Origin of the sequence: Rhizobium sp. BK591 (assembly GCF_014195045.1) — a bacterium.
Classification (GTDB): Bacteria; Pseudomonadota; Alphaproteobacteria; order Rhizobiales; family Rhizobiaceae; genus Rhizobium; species Rhizobium anhuiense.
Genome location: NZ_JACIAZ010000001.1, coordinates 262,688 through 278,420 on the forward strand (window position 1 = coordinate 262,688; position 15,733 = coordinate 278,420).

Consider the following 15,733-nt stretch of genomic DNA (forward strand, 5'->3'; position numbering starts at 1 on the left):
GAGATAACAAAAAGGCCGGAGATATCCCCGGCCTTTCCGCTTTTCAGTCGTTCAACGATCAGGCGCGTTCGCGGCGCTGGCCGCTGCCGTTGCGGGAGCCTGAGCCACCGCGGCGGTTGCCGCCGTTGCCGTCGCGGCGTGGTTCGCCGCCCTGGGCCTGCTGCGGGCCGCGGTCTTCGCCGTGCTTGCGGGCCGGGCGGCCGTGGGCATGGCGATTATTGCCGCGGTGATGACCGCTCGGTTCGCCATTGGCGTGGGCGCCGTGATGCGCCGGACGCTGCGGCTTTGCCGAGGGGCGGAAGTCGGAGGTTGCGACCAGATCGTTATCAGGACCGAGATCCGGGGTCACTTCGCCGCGGCGCTGGCCGCGGAAATCCTCGTTACGGCTGGTCGGGCGCTCGGGGCGCGGGCGGCGCTCCTGGCGGCTGCCGCGATGCTCGGAGCGATTCTGGTCGCCACGGCCTTCGCCGCGACCATTACTTTCGCGACCCTGGCCGCCATTGCGATTGCGGTTGTTGCCGTTGCCGTTGGCACGACGGGGTGTGGCATTCATGTTTGCCGGAGGTTCGCCGCTTGCGACGGTGATATCGATGCCCATCAGGCGTTCGATGTCACGCAGCAGCTTGGCTTCGTCAGGGGCGCAGAAGGCGATGGCGATGCCGTCGCGGCCGGCGCGCGCCGTGCGGCCGATGCGGTGGACATAGGCGTCGGGCACCTCAGGCAGATCGTAGTTGTAGACGTGGCTGACGGCCGGGATATCGATGCCGCGGGCGGCGACGTCGGTGGCGATCAGCGTCTTGATGCTGCCGTCGCGGAAGGCCTTCAGCGCCCGTTCGCGCTGACCCTGGCTCTTGTTGCCATGGATCGAGGCAACGGAATAGCCGATGTTCTCGAGATGCTTCATCAGCTTTTCCGCACCGTGCTTGGTGCGCAGGAAGACGATGGCGCGGCCATCCGGGTTTTCAGTCAGCGACTTGCGGAGCAGTTCCGTCTTGTCGTTCTTGCCGCCGACGAAATGGACGTATTGTTCGACCTTGTCGGCAGCCTTGCCCGGAGGCGTAACTTCGACTTTGACGGGATCGACGAGGTATTCGCCGGCGAGATCGGCGATCGCCTTCGGCATGGTGGCCGAGAAGAGCATGGTCTGTCGCTTCTTCGGCACCATCTTGGCGATCTTGCGCAGATCATGCACGAAGCCGAGGTCGAGCATCTGGTCGGCTTCGTCGAGCACGAGATAGCGGACCGTGGTCAGCGTGATCGCGCGGCGATTGACGAGGTCGAGCAGGCGGCCAGGCGTGGCAACGAGGATATCGGTGCCCTTTTCGAGTTGAAGCTGCTGCTTGTTGATCGAAACGCCGCCGACGACGACATTGATGCGCAGCGGCGACTTGCGGATGAACTTCTTCAGGCTCTCGGCGATCTGGTTCACCAGTTCGCGGGTCGGGGCCAGGATCAGCGTCCGCGTCGTGCGGTTGTCGGGACGCCGTTCGTCGGCGAGCAGCTTTTCGATGAGAGGCAGGCCGAAAGCGGCGGTCTTGCCTGTGCCGGTCTGGGCGAGGCCGATCAGGTCGCGGCCTTCGAGGAGGAGAGGAATGGCATGTTCCTGGATGGGTGTCGGCGTTTCGATGCCGAGCTGGAACAAAGTAGCGACGATCGGCTTGGAGACACCAAGCGATTCAAAATTAGTCAAGGCATAACCTTTCGGGGCGCCACAACGACTATTGCCGGAACGCACCATGCGATCCGGTTTCATTCTGGCGTCAAGAACCCCGCGTGAAGTGGGAACTTGTGAGTTGGAAAAAGCTTTCCAGCGCTTCTGGCCGCTCATGGGAGTGCGGCGCTCTATCGAAATGCGCTTTTGTCCCTTCTTCCTGCGTCCGTATTTTTTAGCAGGGGCACGCTCACGCGGCGGCCGGAAGGGTGAAAGCTGACCCGCATTTGGGCTAGTTCGCGTGGAAAGTCAAGTGCGGTGCACAAGAAAGCCTTAGCCTGGGTCAGCTGAGGGCATGACGAGGACGAAGCTTTCCGATGCGGTCTCCGCGCCGTTGACGAGGATGGCGATGCGGTGTTCGCCGGGATAATAGCGCCGCGTCGTGATTGGCCGCATGGCGTGGCGGCGCTCAATCGTCCGGCTTTGCCCGGGCGCGAGCGTGATCGTCTTGCACTTGAAAACCTTGGGCGAGAGCGAACCGTCGCCCTTCACATGGTGGATGGCGTAGTCGATCATCAGCGATTGCGGGATCTCGCCGGCATTCGTCAACCGGATTTCGAAATCCAACCCTTCGCCGAACATCACCTCACCGTTTACGAGCCGTAGTTCGCATTGGAGCGAAGCGGTGGCGGCGAAGCCGAAATTGGCGAGCGCCTGCGCGTGGCCCTTCTTCAGAAGCGTGCGCGAGGCGTGTTTCAGCAGCCAGCGGCGTTCGGGCGAAGCGGCATCGATATGACAGGCGATGAAGGCGGCGACCATATCGGGGTGATCCTTGGCGACGTCGTTCAGGCTGTTGGCGACGGAACGGCGCACATAATCCTCCGGGTCATCCATCAGCGCGGTCAGGATGGGCAGGATCGGCGCCGGGTCCTTTACGAGCTGCGGCAGGCGCATGGCCCAAGGAAGACGTGGCCGCGTTCCCTCGCTCGCCAGCCGGCGCACATGCCGGTCGGGATCGCCGACCCAGCCGGAAATGATGGCGAGTGCGCGTTGCTGGTCGCGGTGGATGAATTGCCGGATGCCGAATTCGGCAGTGAAATGCGGCGTCAGCGCCTTCAGCAGGTCGAGGCCGAGATCGAAATGATCAAGGCCGCGCGCAGCGATGAACTGATTGACCGGCAACAGCATCCAGCCGGAGAGCCCCTGCCTGCCGGTGGCGGGCAGGCTTGCCATCAGAATGGCTGCGGCCTCGCGGAAATCATCGGGAAGCGTCGCAAACAGGGCGTCGCGGATCAGCGCCGAGCGCTCCATCAGTTCCAGCGCCGTGAGGCCATTGGTCGCCAGCGTCACGAAACGGTCTCTGTCGAAAGCCGACGCGTTGCCACCAATACGATCGGCCATATCGCCGACCAGCGCTTCATGCAGCAGGTTCTTCAGCGGTTCCGGCATGCTGGGGTCCTTCCTCTATGCGGCGGCCGCATGAGGGCGGCTTGGTCTGCGAAACAGCTGGCCTTTGTTGGAGAATAGAGTGATCGCATCCACCCGAGCAATCGGGTGCAGATAGCGGAAGCGCGCGACTTCGCGACCTTTCAACGCAACGGTGCCGTCGATTTCCTTGGAATGAGGGTTGGGGCCGAGATCCGAATGCGCTCCTCGGCAGGACTGTTGTCACCTGCAAGAAGATCAAGGGCGTTTGATGCAATTTGCTCGAACGGCACCCGTAGTGTCGTGAGCGGTGTGGGGAGGTGGCTGACAATCGGAATGTCGTTATAGCCTACGATCGAGATGTCCTGCGGCACGGAAAGGCCAAGTTTCGTCAGTCCCGACAAAGCGCCGATGGCAGTATTGTCGTTGACGGCGAAAACGGCGGTTGGACGTGGACTGAGATGCATCAGTGTCTCGACGGCTACCGCACCGGACTCGATGCCGAATGTCGAGGGAATGATGTATGAGGGATCTGCATTCAATCCAGCCTCTTCCAGGGCGTGGCGGAAACCCTCCACGCGCCCCCGCGAACTGGAGGCATAGGATGGACCGGCAATGACGCCAATTCTGCGGTGGCCGAGATCGAGGAGATGGCGGGCCGCGAGGTAGCCACCGAGCCTGTCATCGCCGACTGACGAGAGGCTGTGGCCATCCGTTCGGAGCGCCAGGACATAGGGAATGCCGCGTTTTGCCAGCTCGTCCGGAAAGTCATCGTCTTCCCGCGCTGTCGAAAGAATCAATCCATCGACACCCCGCTTCAACAGAGACTCGGCCGCAAGCCGGTCTGCTCTTGGCTTGTCGTCGGTCGTTGCGACAATCGCGAAGCGGCCACTACGGCTGCAGGCCTTGGCCAGCGCTTCGTAAAGCATGGCCATGACCGTATCCGTCAGCCTGGGTACAATCACCCCGACCGTCATCGTGTTGCCGCGCCTGAGGCTCGCTGCAGAAACATCGCGAACGTATCCGAGCTCTTCGGCAACCTTGCGCACGCGCCGCGCGGTCTCACTGTCGGAGCGCGGAAGCCTCTCGTCCAGAATGCGGGACACGGTAGACTTGGAGACGCCGGCTGCGGCAGCCACGCCGTGAATAGTGACGCGGGTCTGTCCCAGAACTTCATCCGCTTTTGAATTCATTGAGCCTTTTCCATACGAGTCGGCATTGGGCCGCCGCTCTCAGCATGCACCAAAAAAGATATTGACTCCAGGAAATTCAAGAACGATAGTGGGAACGTTCCCGTAAACGATCCTATAGCGATCGCGAGTGAACCGCGATCGCACGAAGGAGGAGACCAATATGCAACCGATGGATATGCGCGGGCTGAGCCCGGCCCCCGTTACCGCTTTCACCCGTGACGGCGAAGTTGATCACAAAGCCAACGCCAAGCTCGCCAAATGGCTGGTCTCGATGGAAGGCGTCAAAAGCCTCGTCATCCTCGGCCATGCCGGCGAGGGCACCTTCCTCACGGAAGAGGAGCGCCTTGCTCTCATCCGCACATATGTTGAAGCAGTCGACGGTGCCGTTCCGATCATTGCCGGGATTACCGGTGAAGGCACGAAGGTCGCCGCTGAAGAGGCCAGGAAATGCAAAGCCGCGGGTGCCACCGGCGCACTCGTCTATCCCAACCACGGCTGGCTGCGTTTCGGCTTTCAGAAGGGAGCGCCTCAGGATCGCTACAAGGCAATCTGGCAGGAGTCCGGCCTCCAGTGCATCCTGTTCCAATATCCCGACGCCACCAAGGCATCTTACGATCTCGATACACAGCTTGCGATTGCCACACAGGAAGGCGTCGTCGCCACCAAGAACGGCGTGCGCAATATGAAGCGCTGGTATGTCGAAATTCCAGAGCTGAAGAAGGCCAATCCAAAGCTGCAGGTTCTGAGCTGCCACGATGAATGGCTGCTGCCAACCATGTTCGATGTCGATGGCCTGCTCGTCGGCTATGGCAATATCGCGCCGGAGTTGCTCATCGACCTGATCAAAGCCGGCAAGGCGCAGGACTATCCGGAAGCGCGCAAGATCTTCGAGCGCCTTCTTCCGGTGACGCGTGCCGTCTATCATCGCGGCTCTCATATGGAAGGCACCGTGGCCCTGAAACTCGGCCTCGTGCACCGCGGTATCCTGGACCACGCCACGATCCGCGAGCCGCTGAAGAGCCTTGGCGACAAGGCAGAAGCGGAGATTTTTGCTGCCTTCGACGCTGCCGGTATTGGTCGCGTTGACCAACTGCTGGCTGCCGAGTGACCTCTTTGACGCCCCTGCGCAGGTCGCAGGGGCGCATTGCAAAGGGAGGAGGAAGTCATGGAAACCCGCCGAGGCAGGTTTGAACGTCTTTGAAGGCCATTGCTCTGACAGGACAAACTGACGCGCAGTAGCAACCATCAAGCAGGAGCGCCCCTGGCCGGGAGAGTGGTAGGCCACGGGGCGAGAAGGAGGAACCAATGAATGTCATGCAGCCTATACCGGCTGAGACGGCGAATGCCGCTGATCCTCAGGCCGAAATCAGCGCTCGTCTGGAGCGCCTCCCCATCACCCGCGAGGTGTTCTGGGCGCGCAATATCGTCGGCGCCGCAACGTTCTTCGACGGCTACACGGTCATCGCTATCGCTTATGCCATGCCCGTCCTCGTCCGCGAGTGGGGCCTGAGCCCCTCACAGACCGGCATGATCCTATCGATGGGCTATCTGGGACAGTTGATCGGTGCGATCCTGTTTGGCTGGCTTGCCGAGAAGGTCGGCCGGCTGAAAGTTCTTCTCTTCACGATCCTGCTCTTCGTCAGCATGGATGTCGCATGCCTGTTCGCTGCCGGGGCCGGCATGATGATGGCCTTCCGTTTCGTCCAGGGGATCGGCACCGGCGGCGAGGTCCCGGTCGCCAGCGCCTATATCAACGAGTTGATCGGGTCGAAGGGGCGCGGCAAGTTCTTCCTCCTTTATGAGGTCATGTTCTTGTTGGGCCTCGTCGGCGCCGGGCTGATCGGCTACTTCATGGTACCGGTTTACGGTTGGAAGGCGATGTTCGTCGTCGGCCTCGTTCCCGCAATCCTGATGATTCCGCTGCGCTGGTTCCTCAAGGAATCACCGCGTTGGCTGGCTGCCAACGGCCGATACGGCGAAGCAGACGCTATCGTCACCCGCATGGAAGAAAGCGCTCGTGCCGCCGGCAAGGAACTGCCCGAACCGAAGCTCATCCAAGCGCCGGTCCGCCGCACGTCGGACTGGCGCGAGCTCTTCCAGGGCGTTTACCTGAAGCGGACGCTTTCCATCTGGGCAATGTGGTTTACCGCCTATACGGTGGCCAACGGTACGATCACCTGGCTGCCGACCCTTTATCGACAGGTCTTCAACCTGCCGCTTCAAACCAGCATCTTCTATGGTTTCCTGACGTCAGTCGGCGGCGTGATCGCGGCTGTCATCTGCGCGCTGCTCATCGATAAAGTGGGGCGCAAGCGTTGGTACACGGGTGCGCTGCTTCTCGCTCCCGTGCCGCTGCTGGCCCTCGCATGGCTCGGCGCGACCTCTCCCATCCAGGTTTTGGTTCTTGCCGGTCTCGCTTATGCGATCGTCCAGACCGTCACATTTTCCTTGTACCTGTACTCGGCAGAGATCTACCCGACGCGCCTCAGGGCACTGGGAACAGGAACCGGTAGCGCCTGGCTTCGCTTGGGGTCATCGACCGGCCCGATCCTCGTCGGCACGGTGATGTCTTCCATGGGCATCCAGTATGTCTTCGTGAGCTTCGCAGCCATTCTGATCGTCGGTGCAATCATCACCATGCTGTTTGCAATAGAAACCAAGGATCGCGTGCTGGAGGAGCTTTCTCCGTAACGGTTCAAAATGTGGTCTGATTGGCTTTGATCTGGCGGATGAAAATCCGCCAGTTTCATTTGATTGCCGTTGCAGCAATTCAAAGTGTTACAGCGCCGCACGTCTGAAAGCCGCGCGGCGCTGTCATGGACCGGCGTCTGCGAAGGTCAAGCGGCGCCGAATTGAGGCTTCTCTATTCCGGGCAGACTTTGACGCGGTAGGGATCGCCCCAGCGATCATGCCGCCATTCGAGATGGCAATAGGACGGCCGGTAATAGGTCCTATAGACGGGATAGGGGCGATAAACAGGATAGGCGGGATAGACAGGGTAGGCGGGACGGGCGGCCTCGGACAGCAGCGCGCCGCCGACGACGCCGGCGGCAAGGCCGCCCCAGAAGGCATCGCGTGGACGGGCATCGGCGGTGGTAGCGGTGGCGAGCGAGGCGCCGGCAAAGGTCAGCGCGATCAGGCCCGTCGCCATGGTCTTATGAAAAACGGACATGCTATTTTCCTTTCATGGCTGGCTTTCAATAAAGCCATGTCGAGACTCGGCCTGGATCACGGCGCCGCAATGGCCGCGCAAGCCGTTTCGGCATTAAATTTTTGTCATGATTTCAGCGGATCCCCTGCTTTCAAGTCTGGGCGGTCAAGGTGAGTTGTCTTCAACTTGGCGAGCCGGAAATTGGCGAGCCGGCCCGTAAAATTTCGCTATCGAAATTTATGGTTAAAACCTTGTTAAAAGCCTTGGCGTTATAGTTTTTGTAGTCGATATTTCATTCATTGCTGGAGCTATATTTTTGAAATCAGCCGGGGACCTTCTGGAGTTGGCTTGCCGCCGGATCGCTGATCTGGATACCCCGGCCTATGTCAAGAACAGCGAGCTGCGCTATATCGCCGTCAACGAGGCCTATGCCCGTTTTCTGGGCCGCGAAATCTCCGATTTCATCGGCAGACGCAGCCGCGAACTCTTCGACCGTCCCGAGGAAGAGGAGCGCGAGGACAGGGAACGCCGCGCGCTGGTGTTCGGCACCGAGGAAAGCGCCATCTGTTTCGATGCGGCAGGCCTTGGCCATGAGCGCATTCAGATCGAAAGCTTCTCTCCGTCGCCGGAGCGGGCCTATGTGCTCGGCATTTTCGAAGTGCGCGAGGCGCCGCGCCGCGCCGTTGGCGATAGCGGTGTCGCCGCCGATTTCGCTCGCGTGCGCGAGGTGCTGGAAAAGCTTGATCATCCGATCGGCATCTTTGCCGGGGACGGCCGCCCGCTGGTCGTCAACGCCGCCTACAGTAATGGCGCGAAGCCTGCGGCCGCCGGAGATTCGGCCTGGGGCGAGAGCGTCAACGAACTCGACGTTCTCCGCACTGTCCTGGAGGACCTACCGGTTGCAGTCTTCGTGCGCGATGACGGGCACCGCCTGGTCTATGCCAATAAATATTACGACACCTTCAGCGGCCACGACCGCTCCCAGATACTGGGAATGACCGAATATGAAATGTTCGGGCCGGAAGGTGGCGAGGCGATCTACCAGGAAAACCTGCTGGCGTTGAAGTACGGCACGTCGGTGGAGATCGAAAGCGAAATGCCGAGCAAGAGCGGCCACGTCTATTCCGTCATCTCGCGCGTCAACCGCGTCATGACGGCGGACGGCCGCACTTATGTCGTCGGCTCTTTTTCCGACATCTCGCCGCTCAAGGAACGCGAAAAGGCGCTGATTGCGTCGCGTAAGCAGGAAGAAATCCTGCACCGGGATATCGAAAGCATCCTGCGTTCGCTGCCGGTCGGCGTGCTGATCCTCGATAACGACCATCGGATTCTCTACGTCAACGACGAATTCTACAGCATCTGGGATCTGCCGCTCGACGATCGCTTCGACGGTCGCCACTTCATCGACGTCATCCGCCGCAATTACGAGCTCGGTCGCTACGACGGCACGCAGACGCCGGAGGAAATCTACGCCTTCCGCAAGCACCTGTTCGAGACAGATGAGCCGGAGCCGATCGAACTCGGCTGGGCGGGCAGCAAATCCGTCATCTTCGACAGCCGCCGCCTCTCCCACGACCGCATCCTGCTTTCTTATGCCGATATTTCGGCGGTGCGCGAACGGGAAAAGGAAATCCACGAGGCGCGTGCGGCGCTGGAGCAGGTCGGCGAGATGATGCGCGATGCAACGCGCGCCATGTCGCAGGGGATCGCCATCGTCCAGGACGGCATCATCAAGCTATCCAACGAAGCGCTTTCAGAGATCCTGCGCATTCCGGCCCCCTATATCGAGCCAGGCGTGAGCTGGCTCGGGCTCTTCGATTTCTGCGCGGTGCGCGGCGATTTCCATGATGCGGCGGCCGAGATCCTGCAGGGCTGGCGCGCCAATATTGCGGCGCGGCAGCCGATTTCCACCGTCTTCCATGTCGCCGGGGAACGCTGGGTCAACATGGAGGCGACGGTCAGCGAGGGGCAGCATTGGGTGGCGCTCTTCACCGACGTCACCGAGCTGAAGAGCCGTGAGGAGGAACTGCGGCAGCTGCTGTCGCGCGCCGAAGCCGCCGACCGCGCCAAATCCGAATTCCTCGCCAATATGAGCCACGAGATCCGCACGCCGATGAACGGCGTTCTTGGCATGGCGGAGCTGCTTGCCAAGACCAATCTCGACACGCGCCAGAAGACTTTCGTCGACATCATCGTCAAATCGGGCAATGCGCTGCTGACGATTATCAATGACATCCTCGACTTCTCGAAGATCGATGCCGGACAGATGAAACTGCGCAAGGCCGCCTTCGATATTACCGAAGCGGTGGAGGACGTGGCGACACTCTTGTCTTCGCATGCCGCCGAGAAGAACATCGAGCTGCTGGTGCGGGCCGCACCCGACCTGCCTGCCGCCGTGATCGGCGATGCCGGGCGTTTCCGTCAGATCGTCACGAATCTCGTTGGCAACGCCGTCAAGTTCACCGAGCGTGGCCACGTCTTCGTCGATCTCGGCTTTCAGGCCGCCGACGGCGGCGAGATCATGGCGAGCATCCGCATCGAGGATACCGGTATCGGCATCCCGCCGGAGAAACTCGAATCGATCTTCGACAAGTTTTCGCAGGTGGACGCCTCCTCGACCCGCCGGCATGAGGGAACGGGCCTCGGCCTTGCGATCACTGCCGGGCTCGTCGACCTTTTCGGCGGGTATCTCAACGTCGAAAGCGAAGGCAACAAGGGCTCGGTCTTCACCGTCAATCTGCCGTTTGCGGTGGCGGCCGCCCGCATCGAACCGAAGCCGTTGCCGATCAACGTGCAGGGCGCGCGCGTCCTCGTCGTCGACGACAATGACGTGAACCGGCGCATTCTGACCGAGCAGCTTGCTCTCTGGGGTTTCGACGGCGTGGCCGCCGAAGGCGGCGGTACCGGCCTTGCGATCCTCGAGGCGGCGGCCGATCTCGGCATTGCCGTCGATGCCGTGGTGCTCGACTATCACATGCCCGATATGAACGGGGCCGATGTCGCGCGCCGGCTCCGCGCCGATCCCCGCTTTGTCGAATTGCCGATCATCTTCCTGACGTCGATGGATATTTCCGGCACGGAAAAGGAATTCGCGGCGCTCAACGGCCACGCGCATCTGATGAAGCCGGCGCGCGCCAACGTGCTGCGCAACACCGTCGTCGAAGTGGTGCGCGCCAGCCGCGTCAAGCAGGCCTCCGAGGCCGAGATCGCCCGGCTGCAGAGGGAAGCGGCGGCACCGGCAAAGCCGCCGGCACCCGCGCCGCAGAAGCGGGCGGCCGAATTCGTCGACGTGCTCGTTGCCGAGGACAACGAGGTCAACCAGATCGTCTTCACGCAGATCCTGCAGGGAACGGGTCTTTCCTTCCTCGTCGTCGAGAATGGTGAGGCGGCGGTCGCTGCCTGGGAGCGGCATACGCCGCGCATCATCATGATGGATGTCTCCATGCCCGTCATGAACGGCCATCAGGCGACCCAGACGATCCGCGAAAGGGAAAAGGGCCAGGGGCACCGCGTGCCGATCATCGGGGTCACCGCCCATGCGCTCGAAAGCGACCGCGAGCTTTGCCTCGACGCCGGCATGGACGATTACATGTCGAAGCCGATCAGCCCTGAACTATTGGAAGAGAAAATCCGGCAATGGCTCGGAACGAGCGAGCAGCAGCCGGAGCGCAGCAGCTATTAATCCGCGCGCTGACCGGGGGACGCCTTGATACCGCAGAGCATTTCGCGCTTGCCGGCGAAGCCTTGGCGGCGCTCGACGGCAAAACCGGCGGCAATGAGGTTGCGGCGCACGAAGCCGGCCGCCGCATAGGTGGCGAACGTGCCGCCGGCGGCACTTTTCTCGCAGACGAGCCGCATCAGTTCCTCCGACCACATGTCGCCGTTGCGTGACGGGGCGAAGCCGTCGAGATACCAGGCGTCGAAGCCGGGCTTTGCCGCGGCGACACCGTCGAGCGCGCGGCCGCAGACGACGCTGAGTCGCGTCTGAGGATCGAGATCGAGCGAGACGGTTCCAGCAGGCGTCTGCGGCCAGGCCGCCGTCAGCGCCTCGCGCTCGCTATCGATCTCCGGCCAATGCGACAGCGCCCGGCCGATCTCTTCGCCACGCATCGGATGGAGCTCGAAGGAGATGAAATGCAGGTGCTGGCCGCCGGCTCGGTGGAGCTTCCACTGCCGCCAGGTCTCGGCGAAGTTCAGGCCGGTGCCGAAGCCGAGCTCGCCGATCATGAATTCCTGCCGCCCGTTCCAGCGCTCAGGCAGGCCGTTGCCGGCGAGGAAGACGTGGCCGCATTCCAGCCGGCCATCCGTCTGGCAATAAAAATGATCGCCAAAGGCGGTGGAATAGGGCATATCGCCGTCGCGCCATTCGAGCGGCTGCGGCGCGCCTGCGCCAATCTGATCGGGGTTCACGTCTGTCATGGAAAAAGCCGATAATCCTCAGCAGGTCTCAGGTCAATCATCCTCGGAATTGCTGATCGTCGGCGGCGGCATCATGGGTCTCTGGGCGGCCGTCCACGCCGAGCGCCGGGGCATCCGTACCCTTATTGCTGACGCCGGCAGATTGGGCGAAGGCGCAAGCGGCGGCCTGCTCGGCGCGCTGATGCCGCATATGCCGGATCGGTGGTCTGAAAAGAAGCAGTTCCAGTTCGATGCGCTGGTCCTACTCGAAGCCGAAATCGCAGCGCTCGAAGCAATGACCGGGCTTTCCGCCGGTTATACCAGGTCCGGGCGGCTGATCCCGTTGCCGAAGCCGCATCTCAACCGCATAGCGTGCGGCCATTTCGAAGACGCCGAGCGCCATTGGCGGGCGGGCGAGCGCCGCTTCCACTGGCATGTGCTCGACAGTCCGCCGGTCGATGGCTGGATCGAGCCGTCCGCCGGCAAGAGCGGCTTCGTGCACGACACGCTCGCCGCGCGCGTTGCGCCGCGGTTGCTGATCGCGGCGCTTACCGCCTTCCTGCGGCGGGCAAAACACGTGCGGATCATCGAACATGCCAGGGTTGCAGGCCTTGATCCCGATCGCGGCACCGCCGAAATAGGCGGCGAAAGCTTGGCTTTCAGCCGCTGCATCCTTGCCGCCGGCTATCAGTCCTTTCCGCTGTTGCAGGAGCTGACGCCCGGGCTGAAGCAGCCGCTCGGCCAGCCGGTCAAAGGGCAGGCGGCTCTGTTGAAAGCCGATATCGACCCGTCGCTGCCGACGATCTTTCTCGACGGGCTCTATGTCGTCGCACATGAAGGCGGGCACGTGGCGATCGGCAGCACCAGTGAGAACCGCTTTGACGATCCCATGTCGACCGACGCCCAGCTCGACATGCTGATCGAGACGGCGCGGGTGATCGTGCCAAGCCTTCGCGACGCCCCGGTCGTCGAGCGCTGGGCGGGGCTTCGCCCGAAGGCGATCGACCGGGATCCGATGACCGGTCGCCACCCCGATCACCCACGCCTGATCGCGCTGACCGGTGGCTTCAAGGTCAGCTTCGGCCTAGCGCACCGGCTGGCGGAGGCGGCGATAGCAATCGCAGGCGATACAGATTGCGGATTTTTGTTGCCGGAAAGCTTCGCAATTTCAAGCCACATCGCGGCGGCTTCACGTTAAACGTGAATTAGGCGCCGCTGCGTTTCGTTATTCTGTCATGCAAATCACCTATCTGCTTGCGCATCGACAGCGCCTGAAGTCAGCGGCGCTCACTTCCTTGATGGAGGAAATTGCATGCGCTATGCCATTTGCTTCACGCCCCCGGCGAGCGACCCGCTATCGCTCGTGGCCGCCAGTTGGCTTGGCCGCAACGTGTTTTCGGGCGATATGGTGGAGCCTCCGGCCGTTCGTGGTCTCGGCATTCACGAGATCGCCTTCCATACCGCCGTGCCGCGGCGCTATGGTTTTCACGGCGTTTTGAAGACGCCATTTCACTTGTCTCACGAGATGTCGGAAGCGCAACTCTTGCGCGATCTGATGCGTTTTTCCGGGACCTTCGTTCCCTTCCAGATTCCGCGTATCGAAGTCGCCCGGCTCGGCAATTTCTACAGCCTGCTGCCGAGTATTCCCTGCGAGCAGATCCAGTATCTCGCCTCGGCGATCGTGCAGGAATTCGATCGTTTCCGCGCGCCGCTGAGCGAGGCCGAGATCGAACGCAGCGATCCGGACGGGCTGTCGGCGACGCAATTTGCCAATCTGCATCGCTGGGGTAGCCCTTACGTGATGGAGGAGTTCCGCTTTCATATGCCGGTGACAGGCCCTGTCAACGCGATCGACATGCCGCGCATCGAGCCGGCGCTGCAGACGATCTTCGAGCCTGTGTTATGCGAGCCGGTCACGGTTTCCAACGTGGCGCTGATGATCGAGGAGGGCACCGGCGGCCCTTTCCGCGTTCATTCGCTGCATCCGATGGGCAAGGTCAGCGCGCGCAAGATCGCCTGAATATCCAGGCTAAAGATTTGTTCCGTAATGGGAAAATCCCGTTGCGCAGTTTCCGTCTCGACATTCCGGCTGCGGATGCTACCGTTCCCCGTCTTTTCAGAAGGTGATTTGATGGTATCCGAGACCTATCCGCGCAATCTTGTCGGTTATGGGCGTTTGACGCCCGATCCGAAATGGCCGGACGAGGCACGCGTCGCCGTGCAGTTCGTCATCAACTACGAGGAGGGCGGCGAGAGTTCGATCCTTGACGGCGATCCGGCTTCCGAAAACCTGCTGTCGGAAATCGTCGGCGCAGCCGCCTGGCCTGGGCAGCGCAACCTCAACATGGAATCGATCTACGAGTATGGTTCGCGTGCCGGCTTCTGGCGGCTTTGGCGGATGTTCACCGATCTCAAGGTGCAGGCGACCGTCTACGGCGTGACGCTGGCAATGGCCCGCAACCCCGAGGCCGTCGCCGCGATGAAGGAGGCCGGTTGGGAAATTGCCAGCCACGGCTACCGCTGGCTGGAATACAAGGATTTTCCTGAAGATCTGGAGCGCAAGCATATCCTCGAAGCCGTGCGGCTGCACACCGAACTCACCGGTGAGCGGCCTTACGGCATGTATCAGGGCAAGCCTTCCGACAATACGCTTCGGCTGGTGCAGGAGGAGGGCGGTTTTCTCTATTCCTCCGATTCCTATGCCGACGACCTGCCTTATTGGGTGAAGGGCGTCGACGGGAAACCCTTCTTGATCATCCCCTATACGCTCGAAACCAACGACATGCGGTTTGCGACGCCGCAGGGCTTCAACGCCGGCGATCAGTTCTTCACCTATCTGAAGGATGCCTTCGATACGCTTTATGAGGAAGGCAAGGCGAGCAGCCCGAAGATGATGTCAGTCGGCCTGCATTGCCGTCTCGTCGGGCGCCCGGGCCGGGCGGCGGCACTGAAGCGGTTCATCGAATATGTGCTGAAGCACGACAAGGTCTGGATTCCGCGCCGCATTGAGATCGCCGAGCACTGGCACAAGCATCATCAGCCGGATGCGCTCTGATGATGTCGCGCGAGGATTTTGTCTCCCGCTTCGGCGGCGTCTTCGAACATTCGCCTTTTATTGCCGAGCGCGCCTATGACGCCGGCCACCTGCCGGCGCCGCTGACGGCATCAGGCGTGCATGCGGCCCTTGTGGCCGTCTTCCGGGCGGCAAGCCGAGAGGAGCGTCTCGGCGTGCTGCTGGCTCATCCCGATCTTGCCGGGCGCCTCGCCATAGCAGGCGAACTCACCGAAGACAGCCGGAAGGAGCAGGCCGGCGCCGGTCTCGACCGGCTGAGCCCGGCCGAACACGGCCGCTTCACCGAACTCAATTCGGCCTATGTCGAAAAATTCGGCTTTCCCTTCATCATCGCCGTCAAGGGGCTCGGCAAAGACGACATCCTGTCGGCGTTCGAAACTCGCATCGGCAACGATCGGGACGAGGAATTTGCGACCGCGACGGCGCAGGTCGAGCGGATCGCGCTGCTACGGCTGACATCGATGCTGCCGGAGGCTGAATGAAAGAGCGGCGCGCTATCGATTATCTCAACGAGATGTATGAGGCAGCATCCGAAGCGCTGTCTTTCGTCGGGGGAATGGATGAGGCGGCGTTCGCCGGGGACAAGCTCACCTTCAAGGCGGTTGCCTTCTGCCACTTCACCATCGGTGCTGCGGCGTCCCGCCTGCTCGTCACACATCCGGAATTTGCGACCGAGCATCCCGACCTGCCATGGACGAAAATCTGTGGCACGGGCAATCGCATTCTCGAGGACGTCTTCGATCTCAATCCCTCCGAAATCTGGGAGGCGACGTATCGCACGCTGCCGGAACTTCTTTCCGCGATCGACGCTGTCCGTTACTGGCATGCCCAAGGCGAGTGAA

13 protein-coding genes are annotated in these 15,733 nt (G+C 61.7%); 8 read left to right on the forward strand and 5 right to left on the reverse strand.

Annotated features, from left to right (window positions below; all coding sequences use genetic code 11):
• Nucleotides 1-58: 58 nt before the first annotated feature.
• The 3 genes from FHX10_RS01215 to FHX10_RS01225 form a co-directional block, all read right to left on the reverse strand.
• On the reverse strand, nt 59-1,738 hold the full coding sequence (locus tag FHX10_RS01215; protein ID WP_063474464.1) for a DEAD/DEAH box helicase: 1,680 nt from the start codon (nt 1,736-1,738) through the stop codon (nt 59-61).
• Nucleotides 1,739-1,984: 246 nt separating this feature from the next.
• The gene (locus tag FHX10_RS01220; protein WP_063474465.1) at nt 1,985-3,100 is read right to left on the reverse strand and encodes a DNA alkylation repair protein; all 1,116 of its coding nucleotides are present in this window, start codon (nt 3,098-3,100) and stop codon (nt 1,985-1,987) included.
• Nucleotides 3,101-3,240: 140 nt separating this feature from the next.
• Nucleotides 3,241-4,269: a LacI family DNA-binding transcriptional regulator gene (locus tag FHX10_RS01225; protein WP_183844618.1), complete on the reverse strand. Its 1,029-nt coding sequence runs from the start codon at nt 4,267-4,269 to the stop codon at nt 3,241-3,243.
• Between the two features lie 160 nt (nt 4,270-4,429).
• Here FHX10_RS01225 and FHX10_RS01230 point away from each other — a divergent pair, with 160 nt between their 5' ends.
• The gene (locus FHX10_RS01230) at nt 4,430-5,377 is read left to right on the forward strand and encodes a dihydrodipicolinate synthase family protein (protein WP_047611424.1); all 948 of its coding nucleotides are present in this window, start codon (nt 4,430-4,432) and stop codon (nt 5,375-5,377) included.
• Nucleotides 5,378-5,574: 197 nt separating this feature from the next.
• On the forward strand, nt 5,575-6,960 hold the full coding sequence (locus tag FHX10_RS01235; protein ID WP_063474468.1) for an MFS transporter: 1,386 nt from the start codon (nt 5,575-5,577) through the stop codon (nt 6,958-6,960).
• A gap of 172 nt (nt 6,961-7,132) precedes the next feature.
• On the opposite strand, the gene FHX10_RS01240 is transcribed toward FHX10_RS01235, so the two are convergent.
• Nucleotides 7,133-7,441: a hypothetical protein gene (locus FHX10_RS01240; protein WP_063474469.1), complete on the reverse strand. Its 309-nt coding sequence runs from the start codon at nt 7,439-7,441 to the stop codon at nt 7,133-7,135.
• A 295-nt stretch (nt 7,442-7,736) separates the two neighbouring features.
• Between FHX10_RS01240 and FHX10_RS01245 the strand changes: the two genes are divergently transcribed.
• Entirely contained in the window at nt 7,737-11,102 is a 3,366-nt protein-coding gene (locus FHX10_RS01245; RefSeq protein WP_184389036.1) for a response regulator, read from the forward strand.
• Here FHX10_RS01245 and mnmD read toward each other — a convergent pair.
• Entirely contained in the window at nt 11,099-11,839 is a 741-nt protein-coding gene (gene mnmD / locus FHX10_RS01250; RefSeq protein WP_063474471.1) for a tRNA (5-methylaminomethyl-2-thiouridine)(34)-methyltransferase MnmD, read from the reverse strand. The two genes, FHX10_RS01245 and mnmD, sit on opposite strands and share 4 nt — an antisense overlap.
• Here mnmD and FHX10_RS01255 point away from each other — a divergent pair.
• The 5 genes from FHX10_RS01255 to FHX10_RS01275 all read left to right on the forward strand — a co-directional run bounded on the left by FHX10_RS01255 (nt 11,838) and on the right by FHX10_RS01275 (nt 15,732).
• Nucleotides 11,838-13,016 (forward strand): NAD(P)/FAD-dependent oxidoreductase, encoded by a 1,179-nt coding sequence (locus FHX10_RS01255; RefSeq protein ID WP_063474472.1) that lies wholly within the window; start codon nt 11,838-11,840, stop codon nt 13,014-13,016. The genes mnmD and FHX10_RS01255 overlap by 2 nt on opposite strands.
• Nucleotides 13,017-13,130: 114 nt before the next feature.
• Nucleotides 13,131-13,838 (forward strand): DUF1045 domain-containing protein, encoded by a 708-nt coding sequence (locus FHX10_RS01260; RefSeq protein WP_063474473.1) that lies wholly within the window; start codon nt 13,131-13,133, stop codon nt 13,836-13,838.
• Between the two features lie 111 nt (nt 13,839-13,949).
• Entirely contained in the window at nt 13,950-14,873 is a 924-nt protein-coding gene (puuE, locus tag FHX10_RS01265) for an allantoinase PuuE (RefSeq protein WP_063474474.1), read from the forward strand.
• A complete protein-coding gene (uraD, locus tag FHX10_RS01270; RefSeq protein WP_028758997.1) occupies nt 14,873-15,373 on the forward strand; it encodes a 2-oxo-4-hydroxy-4-carboxy-5-ureidoimidazoline decarboxylase in 501 nt (166 codons plus the stop codon). Before puuE ends, uraD begins: the two co-directional genes overlap by 1 nt.
• Nucleotides 15,370-15,732 (forward strand): DUF86 domain-containing protein, encoded by a 363-nt coding sequence (locus tag FHX10_RS01275; protein ID WP_047611413.1) that lies wholly within the window; start codon nt 15,370-15,372, stop codon nt 15,730-15,732. The genes uraD and FHX10_RS01275 overlap by 4 nt, the downstream gene beginning before the upstream one ends.
• The last annotated feature ends 1 nt before the right edge of the window (nt 15,733 follow it).

Coding starts and splice junctions, on each gene's coding strand:
- FHX10_RS01260 (WP_063474473.1), top strand. CDS start 13,131: ATGCGCTATGCCATTTGCTTCACGCCCCCGGCGAGCGACCCGCTATCG.
- FHX10_RS01230 (WP_047611424.1), top strand. CDS start 4,430: ATGCAACCGATGGATATGCGCGGGCTGAGCCCGGCCCCCGTTACCGCT.
- FHX10_RS01235 (WP_063474468.1), top strand. CDS start 5,575: ATGAATGTCATGCAGCCTATACCGGCTGAGACGGCGAATGCCGCTGAT.
- FHX10_RS01215 (WP_063474464.1), bottom strand. CDS start 1,738: ATGGTGCGTTCCGGCAATAGTCGTTGTGGCGCCCCGAAAGGTTATGCC.
- uraD (WP_028758997.1), top strand. CDS start 14,873: ATGATGTCGCGCGAGGATTTTGTCTCCCGCTTCGGCGGCGTCTTCGAA.
- FHX10_RS01225 (WP_183844618.1), bottom strand. CDS start 4,269: ATGAATTCAAAAGCGGATGAAGTTCTGGGACAGACCCGCGTCACTATT.
- mnmD (WP_063474471.1), bottom strand. CDS start 11,839: ATGACAGACGTGAACCCCGATCAGATTGGCGCAGGCGCGCCGCAGCCG.
- FHX10_RS01255 (WP_063474472.1), top strand. CDS start 11,838: ATGGAAAAAGCCGATAATCCTCAGCAGGTCTCAGGTCAATCATCCTCG.
- puuE (WP_063474474.1), top strand. CDS start 13,950: ATGGTATCCGAGACCTATCCGCGCAATCTTGTCGGTTATGGGCGTTTG.
- FHX10_RS01275 (WP_047611413.1), top strand. CDS start 15,370: ATGAAAGAGCGGCGCGCTATCGATTATCTCAACGAGATGTATGAGGCA.
- FHX10_RS01240 (WP_063474469.1), bottom strand. CDS start 7,441: ATGTCCGTTTTTCATAAGACCATGGCGACGGGCCTGATCGCGCTGACC.
- FHX10_RS01220 (WP_063474465.1), bottom strand. CDS start 3,100: ATGCCGGAACCGCTGAAGAACCTGCTGCATGAAGCGCTGGTCGGCGAT.